Origin of the sequence: Flavobacterium sp. KACC 22761, from assembly GCF_034058155.1 — a bacterium.
Taxonomy (GTDB): Bacteria; Bacteroidota; Bacteroidia; order Flavobacteriales; family Flavobacteriaceae; genus Flavobacterium.
In genome coordinates this window covers 3,133,076-3,149,262 of sequence record NZ_CP139148.1, presented here as the reverse complement: position 1 = coordinate 3,149,262, position 16,187 = coordinate 3,133,076, and the positions used below count along the sequence as shown (strand labels likewise).

At 31.7% G+C, this 16,187-nt stretch carries 13 protein-coding genes; all 13 read right to left on the bottom strand.

Translation table 11 applies throughout. The features are described 5' to 3' along the window. Positions 1 to 47 precede the first annotated feature (47 nt). Positions 48 to 764 carry a toxin-antitoxin system YwqK family antitoxin gene (locus tag SCB73_RS13600; protein WP_320566764.1) on the bottom strand — a complete coding sequence of 239 codons (717 nt, stop codon included), beginning with the start codon at positions 762 to 764 and terminating at the stop codon, positions 48 to 50. 93 nt (positions 765 to 857) lie between these two features. Beyond that, positions 858 to 2,765: a membrane protein insertase YidC gene (gene yidC, locus SCB73_RS13595; protein ID WP_320566763.1), complete on the bottom strand. Its 1,908-nt coding sequence runs from the start codon at positions 2,763 to 2,765 to the stop codon at positions 858 to 860. 80 nt (positions 2,766 to 2,845) lie between these two features. Next, the gene (locus tag SCB73_RS13590) at positions 2,846 to 4,459 is read right to left on the bottom strand and encodes a CTP synthase (RefSeq protein WP_320566762.1); all 1,614 of its coding nucleotides are present in this window, start codon (positions 4,457 to 4,459) and stop codon (positions 2,846 to 2,848) included. 224 nt (positions 4,460 to 4,683) lie between these two features. Next, positions 4,684 to 6,009, bottom strand: a complete 1,326-nt coding sequence (locus SCB73_RS13585) for an HlyD family efflux transporter periplasmic adaptor subunit (RefSeq protein WP_320566761.1) — start codon at positions 6,007 to 6,009, stop codon at positions 4,684 to 4,686. Next, positions 6,002 to 8,188, bottom strand: coding sequence for a peptidase domain-containing ABC transporter (locus SCB73_RS13580; protein WP_320566760.1), 2,187 nt, complete (start codon positions 8,186 to 8,188; stop codon positions 6,002 to 6,004). Before SCB73_RS13580 ends, SCB73_RS13585 begins: the two co-directional genes overlap by 8 nt. An 8-nt stretch (positions 8,189 to 8,196) precedes the next feature. After that, complete coding sequence (locus tag SCB73_RS13575) at positions 8,197 to 8,871, bottom strand: tetratricopeptide repeat protein (RefSeq protein WP_320566759.1); 675 nt, start codon at positions 8,869 to 8,871, stop codon at positions 8,197 to 8,199. A 181-nt stretch (positions 8,872 to 9,052) separates the two neighbouring features. Beyond that, positions 9,053 to 9,286, bottom strand: coding sequence for a putative signal transducing protein (locus SCB73_RS13570; RefSeq protein ID WP_320566758.1), 234 nt, complete (start codon positions 9,284 to 9,286; stop codon positions 9,053 to 9,055). Between the two features lie 362 nt (positions 9,287 to 9,648). Further along, on the bottom strand, positions 9,649 to 10,446 hold the full coding sequence (locus SCB73_RS13565; protein ID WP_320566757.1) for a hypothetical protein: 798 nt from the start codon (positions 10,444 to 10,446) through the stop codon (positions 9,649 to 9,651). A gap of 3 nt (positions 10,447 to 10,449) precedes the next feature. Beyond that, positions 10,450 to 11,061 carry a hypothetical protein gene (locus SCB73_RS13560; RefSeq protein WP_320566756.1) on the bottom strand — a complete coding sequence of 204 codons (612 nt, stop codon included), beginning with the start codon at positions 11,059 to 11,061 and terminating at the stop codon, positions 10,450 to 10,452. A 12-nt stretch (positions 11,062 to 11,073) separates the two neighbouring features. Continuing rightward, positions 11,074 to 11,754: a hypothetical protein gene (locus SCB73_RS13555; protein ID WP_320566755.1), complete on the bottom strand. Its 681-nt coding sequence runs from the start codon at positions 11,752 to 11,754 to the stop codon at positions 11,074 to 11,076. Positions 11,755 to 11,885: 131 nt separating this feature from the next. Then, positions 11,886 to 13,484 carry a DUF6734 family protein gene (locus tag SCB73_RS13550; protein WP_320566754.1) on the bottom strand — a complete coding sequence of 533 codons (1,599 nt, stop codon included), beginning with the start codon at positions 13,482 to 13,484 and terminating at the stop codon, positions 11,886 to 11,888. A gap of 240 nt (positions 13,485 to 13,724) precedes the next feature. After that, positions 13,725 to 13,961, bottom strand: a complete 237-nt coding sequence (locus SCB73_RS13545; protein ID WP_026729140.1) for a DUF3820 family protein — start codon at positions 13,959 to 13,961, stop codon at positions 13,725 to 13,727. Positions 13,962 to 14,258: 297 nt separating this feature from the next. Beyond that, positions 14,259 to 16,187, bottom strand: coding sequence for a glucosamine-6-phosphate deaminase (nagB, locus tag SCB73_RS13540; protein ID WP_320566753.1), 1,929 nt, complete (start codon positions 16,185 to 16,187; stop codon positions 14,259 to 14,261).

The following is a 16,187-nucleotide window of genomic DNA, read 5'->3' as shown; positions in this document are numbered from 1 at the left end:
GTAATTAGTGGCAAAAAAAAGTCTGCAAAAGCAGACTTTATTCGTATTTATTCCATTTTAGGCTTTGAGTCGGCCTTGTAATTGCTTTTTGGATCACTCATGTTTACTTCTTTGGTCAATTTTCCTTTCAAATAAAATTGCCATTTTCCGACTTTTTTACCGTTGAGAAATTTTCCTTGAGAGGCCATAAGCCCTTCTGAATCATAAAAAATTGCATCACCATTATAAACATTATCTTTAAAAGTTGACTGCTCTAGCAGAATTGCATTTGGACCATATTTTTTATAAACTCCGGCTTTTAAGCCATTCTTATAGGTCGTTTCTTCAGCAATTTTGCCATCTGGATAAAAAACAGATCGAACGCCTTCCAACTTTCCATTTTTATAATTTTCAAGCGTCATAACCACTTTAGAAGCTTTGTGATAATATTTCCACTCGCCTTCTCTGGCTTTTCCAATTTCCTTTCCTTCGCTTACTTTATTTTTATTTTGATCATAAAAAATAGTGTATGAACTCCCGTCATTTGCAGTAAAATCACGTGTTGCAATTACGTCGCCTTTTTTAGTATCGTCAAAAAACTTAAAAACTCCAGTTTCTTTTCCGTGACTAAAAGTGCCTTCATATCGAGGGCGTTTTGAGGTTTCATAAGTTCCTTTCCAAACTCCGTCTTTTTTGCCATCGGCATCCAATTTATTGATGTCTTGCGCTACAACCAAAAAAGCATTAAAAAAAAGAAGTCCAACTATTATTTTTTTACCAATCATATAAAATTCAGTTTTAAGCTTTAACGAAAATGCTTGTTACAAAGTATATTTTAAAAATAAAAAAATCCCGATAAATCGAGATTTTTTATTGAATTATTTCTTTCTCTGAGCTTTTGCAGCTTCTTGCTGTTCCATTACCTCTTGAAGACGCTGTTGGAATTTGCTCTGCTTTTTAGGCTCTTTTAATTTGTTTTCTTGAATTTGAGCATGAATTTTTTCACTGTCAACAATATAATTCTTGATCACAAACATAATTCCGATTGTAATTAAGTTTGAAATGAAGTTATACAAACTCAAACCTGCACCATAACTGTTGAAGAAAATCAACATCATTAATGGTGACACGTAAATCATGATTTTCATCATTTTTGCCATATCTGGCATTCCTTCTTGTTGCGGTGCAGCCATTTGCTGATCTCCAGAAGTCATTTTCATATAGAAGAAAATCGCAATTGCAGCCAAAATTGGGAACAAACTGATGTGATCTCCATATCCTGGAATACGGAAAGGAAGTTTTGCAATAGAATCAAAAGATGATAAATCGTCTGCCCACAGGAAGCTTTTTTGTCTTAATTCGAATGCTGCAGGGAAAAACTGGAACGATGCGTACATAAATGGCAACTGAATCAATGCTGGGATACATCCAGCCATTGGGTTTACTCCTGCTTTGTTATAAAGTTTCATTGTTTCCTGTTGTTTCTTCATTGGGTCTTTTTTGAATTTTTCTCCCAACTCAGCGATATCAGGCCTTAAAACTTTCATTTTGGCCTGAGACAAGAATGATTTATACGTAATTGGCGACATTCCTACTTTAATAATAATAGTAAAAATGATAATTGCAATTCCTAATGACAATCCGATTGTAGAGCTTAAGAATCCGAATAACGGAATAAAAATCCATTTGTTGATCCAACCAAAAATACCCCATCCTAGTGGAATGATTTTGTCGAAATTTTTATCATAAGACTTTAATGTCTTATAATCTACAGGTCCCATATACAAACTCATTTTGTAATCTACCTCGCCATTTGAAAATGCTAAAGGCAAATTAGCTCTAAACTGTTTTGTAAAAACAGTATCGATTTTTTCGTCTTTAACTAAATCATCAGATTGTAATTTTGAAGTTTCAAATGGTTTTTCTGTAGCTAAAATCGTTGCAAAGAAATGTTGTTTGAAAGCTACAAAACTAACTTTTGTTGGCGCTTCTTCTTTTCCTTGCCCGTGTGAGCTTACATTATTGTATTTTGATTCTTCGTATTTGTAATCAATTTGAGCATAACGATTCTCATAAGAAACACTTTTCTCATTTCTGTATGTTCTCAAATCCCATTGCAAATCTAATGGCTTAGAAGCATTTAAAACTTTGTTTAAACCTTGAGAACGAATATCAAAACCAACTAAATAATCATTTGGTTTTAAAACGTATTTATATTCTAAAAACTCATTAGCACCAGCTTTCAAACGCATTGACAAAACTTGATCTTGACCCACTTTTTCTAATGTTGGCTCAAAATACAGATCTTTAGAATTTAATGTTCTATTGTCTGTAGTTTGTAACTGAATATTTAAGTTTGAGTTATTGTTTTTAATCAACTCAACTAATTGCCCTGAACCTTTTTTTAATCTTTCGAATTCTTTTAGAGTTGCTTCAACAATATAACCACCTTTATTAGCAATTTTCAATCTTAATTTTTCATTTTCGATTGTAGTAAAAGCTTCTTTTGCAGAAGGAAGTGTTGCTGAATAAGCAAATCCTCCTAAAGTTTTTTGCAATTGAGCAATTTGAGCCGTATCACCAGGAGTTGTAGCAACTGGCAATGCCGCAGTTTTAGCTTTATCAGCTTTTGCTTGCGCTTCTTGTTTAGCAACTAATTCTTTCTTGGCTTTTTCAGCAGCAATTTCTTTTTCAGAAGGTTGATTTTGGTACATAATCCAAAGCAAAATCCCGAATATTAATACAAAACCAATGATTGAATTAAGGTCTAATTTTTTTTCTTCCATTATTAATTTAAAAAAGTTATTCGTTTGAGGCTATTAGTATTCGTTTAAGTTAAAAGTTACAGTCTCTTAGAATATAATTATTATTTTTTATGCGCATTTACAGCAGCGGCCACAAAGTTTACAAAAATAGGGTGCGGATTTGCAACTGTACTTTTGTATTCTGGGTGGTATTGTACACCAATGAAGAATGGGTGGTTTTCAAGCTCTACGATTTCAACTAAACCTGTATCTGGGTTAACTCCAGAAGCTTTCAAACCAGCTTTTTGTAATTCATCGGCATATTTATTGTTGTACTCATAACGGTGGCGGTGACGCTCCGAAATAGTTTTTTGTCCGTAAATTTTGTACGCTAAAGTGTCTGGTTTGATATCACATTTCCAAGCACCTAAACGCATTGTTCCTCCTTTATCGGTTACATTTTTCTGTTCTTCCATTAAATTTACAACCGGATGAGGCGTTTTGTCGTTCATCTCAGTTGAATTTGCTTCGGCATAACCTAAAATATTTCTAGAATATTCGATAACAGACATCTGCATTCCTAAACAAATTCCGAAGAAAGGAATGTTGTTTTCACGAACATAACGAACTGCTTCGATTTTTCCTTCAATACCTCTTTCTCCAAATCCTGGAGCAACTAAAACTCCATCAAGAGAACCTAATTTCTCTTCAACATTATCAGCATTGATATGCTCTGAGTGAATTGAAATCACATTTACTTTCGTTTCATTTGCAGCTCCTGCATGAATGAACGCCTCTAAAATAGATTTGTAGCAATCCTGCATTTCTACATATTTCCCAACCAAACCAATATTTACAGTTTGTTTTGGACTTTTTAATCTTTTTAAGAAAGTATTCCAGTTTTTCAAATCTGGAGATGCTTTTTTAGGCAAATCCAATTTCTTTAAAGCCACAACATCTAATCCTTCTTCAAGCATTAAATTTGGAACTTCATATATTGTAGAAGCATCAATTGATTGAATTACTGCTTCTTTCTTTACATTACAGAATAAAGCTAATTTTTGGCGTAATTCCTGAGACAATTCATGTTCAGTTCTACAAACCAAAATATCGGCTTTAATACCGCTTTCCATTAATGTTTTAACAGAGTGTTGCGTTGGTTTTGTTTTCAATTCTCCTGCTGCTGCTAAATAAGGAACTAATGTTAAGTGAATCACGATTCCGTTATTTTCACCTAATTCCCAAACCAATTGACGAACAGACTCTATATAAGGTAGCGATTCAATATCACCAACCGTTCCACCAATTTCAGTAATTACAATATCATAATCGCCAGATTTACCCAGCAATTGCATTCTGTCTTTGATTTCGTTTGTAATATGAGGAACAACCTGAACTGTTTTTCCTAAAAACTCTCCTCTTCTTTCTTTTTCAATAACCGAAAGATAAACTCTTCCTGTAGTAACGTTATTAGCCTGAGAAGTAGGAACGTTCAAGAAACGCTCATAGTGTCCTAAATCTAAGTCAGTTTCAGCTCCATCATCTGTCACATAACATTCTCCGTGCTCATACGGGTTTAGTGTCCCCGGATCTACGTTAATGTATGGATCAAATTTCTGAATAGTTGTGCGGTATCCTCTTCCTTGTAACAATTTTGCCAAAGACGCCGCGATAATCCCTTTTCCTAATGAAGAGGTCACACCTCCTGTAACAAAAATATATTTTGTTTGATTCATTCTGTTGTTGTTTGTAAGTAGTTGTGTAAAAAACTTGGCAAAAGTACAAATTTAATTAGACAATTTATCAATTCGAGAATGAGATAATTTGCAAATTTTTAAACAGATCGATTACTTGGTTTTGTAATCGATAATTTTAACTTTTAATTAGAGATTTTTTTTGAGGAATATGATTGAAAAGGGCGGAATGTCCTTCAGAAAAGTACAAAATAAATTAATGCCGATCATTTTAGTTTATATCTCAAATTATCGAAGAAACGTTCAATTAGCCTTCGATCCTCTGTGATAATTTCTGCAGTTCCTTTTGCTTCAGCATGAAAATTTAATTCAACTCCATAATTGGTTTTTAATCCAAAAGGCAAAGTAACATCAATAAGATAAGAGTTGATTTTATTTTGATTATCAGACATCATTTGCTGATTTGTTGCCAATGATATTCTTTTTACTTTTCCTTTTACAGAACCATATTCATTATATGGATAATTATTAAGCTTAATAATAACACTTTGGCCAACTTTTACTTTACCAGATCCATTTTCTGGTAAATTGACCTGTCCAATCAATTGATTGTTATCGGGTACAATTTTAAATAATTCCTGACCCGACTGAATGTAATCATTGGTTTTCGTGAAATTGAGAAAATCAATTTTACCTTCAATAGGAGAAACAAAAACATAAGTTCGTTCCCATTTTTTCACTGCATCAGCCAACTCATAGTAGCTGTTAAACAAATTAACTACGAGTTCTCTTTCCTTAACTGCTTTTTCAATTGCAATAACTTCTGCTTTATTTTGAGCTTCATTTATCTGATAAGCCGTATTATTAATTTCTTTGTCAATAGCATAATAATCTAATTCACTATTCGCTTTAGCAATAAGAGAATGCTCAATATCGGATTTGGAAGTTACATCTTTTGCAAATAGTGTTGAATCTTTTTTAAATAAACTTTGAGCTATTAAGTACTTCATTTTTTGATTTTCAGCATCATTTTTCAGTTGAGAAAATTTAGTTACTTGCAACTCTAATAACTTCTGATTTATTTGCTTTTGAAATTCATAAGGCTGTTGTACTGAATAATCTAAATATTGATATAACGAATTTAAAAAATTAAAATATTTATTATTTATTTCTCCTAATACTAGATTTTCAGGAAACGAGTGACGATTTTCTTTATAATTAAGCCCATGAATATTTGTTTTAACAAGCATGCGATCTAATAATTTAACATCTTCCAAATTAGCTTCGTTTTTAATGTAAGCCAGATATTCATCTCTTTTAACTTTCGCTTCTGATTTATTTACCAACAAAATAATATTTCCTGAAGTTGACGCTATTAGCCTGACTGGTGCCTGACGCGTATTTATAACAATCTGACCGGCCAAGATCGATGGATATTTTATAAGCCATCCAAATAAAAGCAGAAGCAAGACTAAACCTAATGCGACACCACTAATTGTAAATCCGAATTTTGTCGGCATCCTTTCAATTATTGACGCAACTTCTTCTGTTCTATTTTCATTAAGTGTTTTATGAAATCCTTTTTTAGCCATTTATAGTATCTCCTATTTGTGTTTTAACCAATTGATAATAATGCCCGCTCTCTCTGGACATCAACATATCATGATTGCCTATCTCAGTTATGTAGCCATTTTTCAAAACTATTATCTGATCTGCTTTTCGAATAGTGCTTAATCTATGAGCTACAACAATTACCGTTTTATTTTTAAATATTTCTTCCAATGCCATAACAATTTTTTGTTCATTTATAACATCTAAAGAATTGGTTGCTTCGTCAAAAAACAAATAGTCCGGATCTTTATACAAAGCTCTTGCAATTAAAACACGTTGTTTTTGTCCACCGCTCAAACCTCTTCCGCTCTCCCCCATCATGGTTTGATAGCCTTTTGGCATCGATTCAATTTCAGAAGCAATATTTGCAGCTGTGACAGCTTTTTTCAGCCTCTCAAAATCTATATTTTCATCATCCAAAACAATATTATTCTGAATTGTATCACTAAAAATTTTGCCATCCTGCATAACTGCTCCACAACTCTCTCGCCATTGTTTTAAATTGATATTCTTAATATTCAAATTTCCCATTGACAATTCACCGTGAGTAGGATTGTATAATCTTAAAATAAGCTTTAGCAACGTTGTTTTGCCACTTCCGCTGTCGCCGACAATTGCTGTTACTTTTCCTTCTGGAATCATTACAGAAATATTACTCAAAATATAGTCGCCATTTCGACTATATTGAAAACTGACATTTCGCAAAAACAAACTTTTATCTTCCGGCAGTTTTATATTGTTGTTGATGTCGTTTTCTTCTTCATTTTCAAGCTCATGTATTTCATTCAATCTCAAAAAACTTATTTTAGCGTATTGAGCCGATTGAATAAATGAAATAAACTGCATAATTGGACCATTCAGCATTCCTATTATAAACTGAGTCGATATCATTACTCCAAAAGTAATATCGCCTTTTATTACTGCTTTGGCACAATAAAATGTAATCACTAAATTGGTTAATTGATTGATAAACTGAGCGCCGAGATTTTGAGCATTTGTAATTCGAAGTATTTTTTGATCAATTTTGAATAACTGAACTTGAAGCGCTTCCCACTTCCATCTTTTTTGTTTTTCGTAATTATTGATTTTGATATCCTGAATGCTTCCGATAGTTTCTACCCAATAACTTTGATTTTTAGTATGAACATCAAAATATTCCCAATCCAGTTTTTTTCTAAATCGAAGAAAAAACAAAACCCAACCCATAAACAAAACACTTCCAACAACATAAATCAAACATAAAATTGGACTGTAAATACAGAGAATAATTCCGAAAATGAAAAAGGTCAAAATTGAGAAGACAAAATTGAGCGAATTGTTCATGATGAAATCCCGAATACGCTCATGATCCTGCGCACGTTGCAAAATATCCCCAATAAGCTTGTTTTCAAAAAAAGTAATGGGCAACCTCATTAATTTAATCAGATAATCAGAAATTAATGAAATGTTAATTCTCGAAGTCAAATGCAGCAAAATCCAATCTCGAATCATATTGCTTAATAAAATACTCACTATGATTGTTATGTTCGCAATTAAAACCAGATCAATAAAATCTAAATCATTAGTCTGAATACCAACATCGATTACTGATTTTGAAATAAACGGCAAAAATGCCTGTAATACTGTTACGATCAACATTACCACAAATAGGTTTATAAAACTCTTTTTGTATGGAGTAAAATAACCTAAGAAATTTTCGAGCGTTTTACGTCTTTCTATTTTGTCATTTATAGATCGCTGTTTAAAATCAGCCATAGGCTCAATAGCCAAAACGGCTCCAGTTTTAGATTCTTTTAACCAACCTTTCTGGAAATCTTCAAATGAATATTTTAAAAGACCCTTTGCAGGATCAGAAACAAAAACTTGTTTGTGATTTATTTTATAAACGACAATAAAATGATTATCCTGCCAATGTACAATACAAGGCAAGGGAATTACCTTTAAAGTATCAAAATCTATCTTAATACTTTTAGTGCGTAAACTGATTTTTTCACAGGCATCACTGAGATCTAAAAAGCTGACACCTTCACGCGTAATACCACATAAATCGCGTAAAAAAGGCAGGCTATAAAACCTGCCGTAATATTTAGCAATTATTTTTATACAAGTAGGACCACAATCTTTTGCATCGAGCTGATGCTCGTGGGGAAAATTGAACATTTAATTTTTTATTTTGAAGTTATAGGCAATGCCCATTTTTCCCATAATTCAACATTTACTCCTTTATTTTTAGCTGAAACATACTTCACCATGTCATTAAAAATAAATTTAACTTCATCCTTTATAGCTTGTACTTTTTTCTCATCTCCCTGAATACCAAATATTTTCAAATCTATTGAATCATTTGCAGTTATTTCAAACTTGACATATAGACGCCCTCTGTAATTGTCATACAACAATCGAGAGTTTTTAAATCTCCTAACTAAAATTTCAGTGAATTTTGGATTTATACCGTTTTTATCAAATAGTGGGTATTCTTTTTCCTTATAAATGAACTTAGGTTTTTCTTGAACATCATCGATTGACATTATTGTGCCGTTTCTAAAATTTGGGCAATGCTTTTTAATTAAGAGCAATGCTTCGCCATCATTTAATAAAAAAGCCTGATAAAAGTGCTCGCATGCATTTTCATTTTCTCCAAGTTCTAATTCAGATGCACCTAGATTATACCAGCCATTTTTATCATTCGGGATTACATTTGTCACTTTTGTGTAAATTTCCTTCGCTTGTGAAAAATTACTTTCAGAAAATGCTTTTTCACCACTAATCATCAATTCATCAATCTCTTTAGTTTGTGAGATACAAACTTGCGAAAAAACGAGAATTACTATTATAAATTTCATTTTAGATATTGATGTTTTAATTATAAGTTTTTTTAATTCATGGAACTTCTCCTATTTTCGCTCTAACCTTTTATAATCTGAATTAATATTTGTTTTCAATAATTCAAAAAACTTATATTTCTTATTCTCTACCCTTTATAATAAGCAAATTAAAATTCATTTTCTTCAGAAAGGGTTAAAATCAGGAGTCCAAACTAAACTTTCCATTTTTATAATCTTCCAGTATTTTTTGTGCATTTTCAAAATCTTTTTCGTTTACCTGCAAAAAAACTGAATTAAAACCACCAGCGCTTAATAATGAAGGTTTTATCGTCGCCATATATTCATTTTCAATGTAACTTTCAATATTAAAGCTACTTAAAAGGTTCTTTATATTTATTACTTCAATGTAGCTAGCATTAAATAGTACTACCATAATTTTTACTATTCAAATAGTTTAAAATTTTAGAAAAATTAAATCTTGTATTTATATGTTTTTGGAAATCAAAATGAGATTATTGTCACGCTCCTGCAGAATCAAGATAACTATTTGAAGACTTATAAATGTAAAAAGTCGATTATAAACCCTTGCTCCCACACGAATCCTTTCATGTGGTACGTTCTGCTCTCACTCTTAAAATCATTAAAGTTCTTGCCATTTTTATTTTTATTAATTTTCATATATGTATTACCTACACACGGCCACACGACAGGATTCGTGCGGGAGCGGGGATTACAAAAAGAAACAGCAGACAAAGTAAATTAGATCTATATTTTTTCATAATTTGATCTTTACCATCACAAATAAGTCATATTTAGTTTCTGATCTTGCCTATAAGATTTGATTGAAAATGTACTATCCTTGTTGTAAATAAACTGGTAGATCCTTAAATTTTTTGGATCTAAATATGCAACAACAGCGTTTTTTTGATAAAGAAGATATGTACGTTTGTTTCTCATAATATCTATATAATTTTTTCTTAATCTTTCTCTCACATTCTCTTCTTGTTCATTACCTTCCAAATATTTACCAAAATGAGCTATAGGTTCTTTCATTATTAAACTATCTTTTTCCATAAGATCTGAACAATACAATAAAGAGTGCCTCATTTCCTCTGCAACATCAAAAAGCTCAACTTTTTTATCATGTTTTAAAAACAATAATGCATTTCGCAATTCCTTACTAAAAGTACCCTTCACTTTCTTTAGATTTTTTAAAGATTCTTCATTTGGAAACTCCCAATAATCTGTGTAGGTATTAGAAAAAAAAGGAATTGCGCAATATTCTCTTTTAGAGTTTACAAACACTAGTATGCTTTGTCTGTCTGCTATCGAATCAGGCTCCGTACGTAATTGAATTTCAAAATTATTATTATCATAAGCAACACTTCTAACCAATCTATAATAATCAGAATCTCCTTTCTTTAATTTGGGATATCTTTCTGTAAGCTTTTCGATTACAATATCCATCCTGTCTTTTTCAGTTTTATTATTACAACTGCAAAAAAAGAGAACAAAACAAAGTATTATCATTTTATATTTACTTTTTTTCTGAGAAAGAATAAAAAATAAAATATCGATTATCGTTTCTTTCATTTTTTAGTTTTTAGCTGGATTATAATCAACATCATATATTTTGCCATTATTATCCATAATTGATAATTGCAATTCTTTAGGATTAAGACTAAATGGTTTATCGTTATAAATTTGATATCCATTATTCAATTGATTAAATTCATTTATTTTATTAATAATGGTATTGCGACCATATTCATTATTAGGATCATTACGATCCATATTCATTAAATAATTTGACAATGATGCTACTTGTCCTAACTTAAATTCGGCTGTAGTATTGGTAAAAGTAGGATCCGTAAATTGTCTCAAATAAACATTAACATGTGTTTCAAAATTAGTTTTTTTCTTATCAGCAAATTCTATTTGATGAAATTGCTCATGCTTTAAAACGTTCATCAAATTATCAAAATTATTAAGTAATTTACTAATACCTCCATTGGTATTTATGTACACTGTTCCGTCAGGTTTTGTAAAAGCTAAAACAGAAGATGACAAGCTATCACTTTTGCTTGCACCAACAAAACCTACAGAAATCCCAGCTTGTGTTGCAAAGTAGGTCGCGATTTTTGCCGCAATAGTCGCACTATTAACTCCTTGAATAGGCGAAGTATCTAAATCTGAAAAATCAAGCAATTTGTCTCCTATTTATATTTTTATACTGTGATTGGCAGCTACGTTTTGTATTGTAACCAAATTTCCATTGGCATCAAAAATACAAGTACCAGGTTTATCAAATATCGAAGAAGAATTTGAAATACTCGTTTGACCCCCACCACCACTTACATTTGTACTTCCATTATTATAAATAGAATTATCATATTCTAATATTCCATTATTATACATTAAACCTGGCGCTATAGTACTAGGTCCTTTATAATTATTTGAAACATTTACATTATTTAGTACTGTTCCATATAACCTAGTATTTTCTTGCTGTCCTGTCAATGTCGATTCGTTATTAACAAATGCATTTATTTGACGAGTAATTGCATATGGGTCAGATGTTGTACCATAAATATGCGTAAAAACATCGTACCAGCGGTTAATTATAGCAGGATCATTAGTTGTCATTCTTCCGTTACTATATGTCCAGCCTACAGTATAACTGCTAGATCCATAATTTGTGCTACCTCCTGTAGCAATACCGTTATTACTGGTTGACGTATTAGAATTATAAGGTACTCCTCCAAATGTACTGCCTATAGCTGTACCTCCACCAAATCCTGCCAAAATAGAATCAGGATTATAACTTCCTCCTCCCGTAGAAGGACCTGCATAAGACCCGCAAGCATAGGATGTTCCATAACCACCTGTAATCTCTCTCATTTCATCATTTTCTAACATTCCGTTAATATCAGAAAACTTAATTTTTTGAATATTTCTCATGTTACTTTAATTTAAGATTATTTCAAATATATGTAATTTAATTCAAAAAGTAATATTTATCTTGTTAATATTTAGATATTTAAAAAAATTACCTTAATTGACTTTGTATGTAAACCTGATTTTAATCGTCCAAATATTAATTTTTCAAATTCTAATGAAGATTTTTTCAATTCTTCTTCATCAAAATATTCTTTGATTTCATCTAAAACTTCTTGAATTGTTTTTTCAACACTAAGAATTTCAAGCAATAAAACATCTAATGAATCAATTGCTGTGGCAGAAAATCCTTCATTATTACATTCCGGAGTTACCATAATTTTTGATTCAAAATTTGTTTTAAATAGCTTTACATTTGCAAACCCTTTTCTATTTTGTTCTCTCAAAAGACACCAATTATATCTAGTTTCTAGAAGCTCAAAATTTTCAGATGCTATTATTTTTTTTTCATATATACTGTCTCTGTTACCAAATAAGTATTCATAATAATAATTTGAATTACAATCCCTACCATACAAAAAATCTCTCGCAATATTTGAAAATTTATTGTCCCTGATTTCATTAAGCCTAAACACAAAAATTTGAAGATCTTCGAGTTGGTCTGGATCGAGACTTAAAATTTGTTTGTCATTTACAAAATAAGAGTATGATACTTTTTTTTCTATACTGCTTTCAAAAACTTCTAAATTTTGAAACTTCTCTTTATTCAAAAAATCATTTTTTAATATATGATATCTTTTTACCAAATATTTTTCATCGAGCTTTTCTAAATGATTATAACAATCTTTAAATAATGGAATTTTATTTTTTTTCATCAATTCAATTATCCTGTAGTAATAAATAGGATAATCTTGCCTTAAACGATCTGCCATTTGCGCGCATACAAATTCATTTCTTTTATAAGCGCCTAGCAAATGCAAATAATCTTTTTCATATGGCACTCTTGCAAAATCTGCGAATCCTCGATATCGATTATCTTCAATAGGTTCAGAAATAAGGACATTAACTTGTTTTTTATTTTTTTTGACAAGACAATAGAATAAATATTGCTCAAAAAATATATTAAAGTTTGTAACATTAATATTTGAGAGATTAGGCAAATTCCTGTCAACAAACTTGAAAGCTTTAGAGGTATATTCTTTGAAAAAAGCAATATCGTTTCCTCCAAATATGCCAGCATTATAAGCCAACATTGGCATTTTGGATCTTCGTTCAGAAATAATTTCAGGCGGAAAATAATTTAACCCAAATTCTAATGAACGCATTATATTTTCATAATATTCTGTTGCTGTTTCAATATTCTGAGCAATTAAATCGCCTTTCACCAAATCATCATCAAATTTTTTCCAAATAAAAACATCTCCATCTACATGAAGAAATGGCTTTTCTTGTTTAGAGTAAGAGTGAATTTTTGGCAAAGCCCAAAGCTGAGAGTGATAATTATTTAGATTATCCAAATCACAAACAACATTACTATAAGGTAATTGTAATGTATCTATTAATAATTTAGCATAAACACTATCGCAATGTAATATTAATTCTGCGTAATGCTTTTTAAGTTGCAAACAGCTTAATGTCCATGACATTAAATTATATTCAGGAGCCAACCATCCCGAATTTGTAGTTAGCAAATTTGAATTATTACATGCCCAAGCGCTTTGAATAATTCTCATAACCTATTTTGCAACTAGATTAACAAAATCATTAAAAACATTATTATTTAAACCGATAAACAAAAAGGATACAGAGAAAGATTTAGGCATAAAAAAAATATTATAATTTAAAAAACACTGACTTGTACACATTTATGAATTCAGGCTGGAATTCTGTGGTATCACTTTGTTTTTGAAAATTATAATATTTTGTATTTCAAACTTATAAAAAAAATTTTAAAGCACAAAAGATTTTTCTTACTATTTAATAGGTTTTGGATACTGCTTCTTAATATTCCTAATCAATTCCTCCAATCCATTTAATTTCAATTCATAAATGAGTTGCAGTTGTTGCCCTAATTCTCCTTTTGGAAATCCTTTGTTATGATACCAAACGACATAATATTCAGGCAAATCAATTAAATATTTTCCTTCGTATTTCCCGAAAGGCATTTTGGTGTGGGCTAATTTTATGAGTTGTTTTTTGTCCTGATCCATAGTTTTTAAGAAGAAAGAAGTAAGAGGAAAAATATAATAGATCTTCTGCTTATTTCATTTCATGCAAAACTACCATTTATTTTTCTTTTGCCACAGATTAAAAGGATTCCCACAGATTAAAACTTAGCTTCTCGGCAACTCAGCAACTTAGCATCTAAACAAAAAAAAGAAGCAAGAAAAAAGAACCTATTTTAATTCTCTCTTCCTGCTTCAAAATTATTATTTAACTAACTACTAATTTCTAAAAACCTCTAAGAAAAAAAACTTAGAATCTCAGAACCTTAGCAACTTAGCATCTTAGTAGTGCCATCTCACGAAAGCTTCCATTGCGGCATAAGTTGCCAAACCTAACTGATGATACAATTCTGCTGTTTCTCGATTTCTGTCTTCGGCTCTCTGCCAGAACTCTCTTGCATCTGTTCCTTGGAAAACCACTCCATCTTTTTGAGATTGGTGTTTGAAGATTCCATGACGTTTTGCCAAAACTTGGTCTGGGCTCATTGGAACTGCCATTTCAACTTCGTCAATTCCCCATTCTTGCCAAGCACCACGGTACAACCATAACCAACAGTCGTCCATGAATTCTTTTGGTTTTAAAACTTTAACGGCTTCAAAAATTGCATCTAAACAAACTTTATGCGTTCCGTGCGGATCTGCTAAATCTCCAGCTGCGTAAATTTGGTGTGGTTTAATTTTCTCAATTAAATCAACTGTCAACTGAATATCTTCTGGTCCGATTGGTTTTTTCTCGATTGTTCCAGTTTCATAGAAAGGCAATTCCATAAAGTGAATTTGGCTGTCTGGCAAACCAACGAAATAACTTGTTGCTCTAGCCTCTCCTTTTCTGATCAATCCTTTGATATAACGAACTTCTGGAATGTCAATTTCGCTGTTCTTTTTGTTTTGTAAAAATGCTTCTGCTTTTTTGTAGATGTTATCTGCTTCTTCGCTTTTGATTCCGAATTTCTCGTTGTAATCAATTACGAATCTTGCAAAACGAAGCGCTTCATCATCAGCAACCGCAATATTTCCTGAAGTTTGGTACGCCACATGCACTTCGTGCCCTTGCTCTTGCAGACGCATGAAAGTTCCTCCCATACTGATAATGTCATCATCAGGATGCGGACTGAAAATCAATACGCGTTTTTTAGCCGGCTCCGCTCTTTCCGGACGGTTTGTATCGTCAGAATTTGGTTTTCCACCTGGCCAACCTGTAATTGTATTTTGTAATTTATTAAATATCTTAATGTTAGTATCGTAAGCAGGACCTGAATCTGCCAACAAATCGCTCATCCCGTTTTCGATATAATCAGCATCTGTAAGCATTAAAATTGGTTTTTTAAGATCTAATGCCAATCCTAAAACTGCTTTACGAGTCAATTTGTCTGTCCAAACGATTTTCTCAACCAACCAAGGTTTGTTGATTCTCGTTAATTTTGAAGAAGCTTCTTTATCTAAAACAAAAACAGCATTATTATGTTCTTGCAAGAATGAAGCAGGAACACGGTTTGTCACTTCATCTTCAACAGATTTTTTTACAATATTAGCTTTTCCTACTCCCCAAGCCAATAAAATCACTCTTTTGGCTTCCATGATTTTTTTCACTCCAAGCGTAATCGCAGTTCTTGGCGTATTATTCAAACCGAAGAAATCTTTGCTTGCCGCAACTCTTGTAATATGATCCAAAGCCACCAAACGTGTTTTAGAGTTTTGAAGCGAACCAGACTCATTAAATCCGATGTGTCCGTTTCCTCCAATTCCAAGAATCTGAAGATCGATTCCGCCTAAAGCTTCGATTTTAGCTTCATATTCATGGCAATAATCTGCAATTTGCTCTTTTGTTAAAAGTCCGTCTGGAACATGAGCGTTTTCAGGTAAAATATCGACATGATCAAACAGCAATTCTTTCATAAAACGAACATAACTGTTGATTGAATTTGGTTCCATTGGATAATATTCATCCAAATTAAAACTGATTACGTTTTTAAAACTCAAACCTTCTTCTTTATGAAGACGTACCAATTCAGCATACAATCCTTTTGGAGAAGATCCTGTTGCCAATCCCAAAATACATGGCTTTCCTTCATTTTGTTTCTCTCTAATTAAAGCAGCGATTTCCTGCGCTACTTCTTTTGAAGCTTCTGAAGAATTTTCAAAAACAACCGTATTGATGTTTTCGAATCGTTTTTCGAATCCTGTTGCTTTGTCGATTTTGCTTTTTAACAT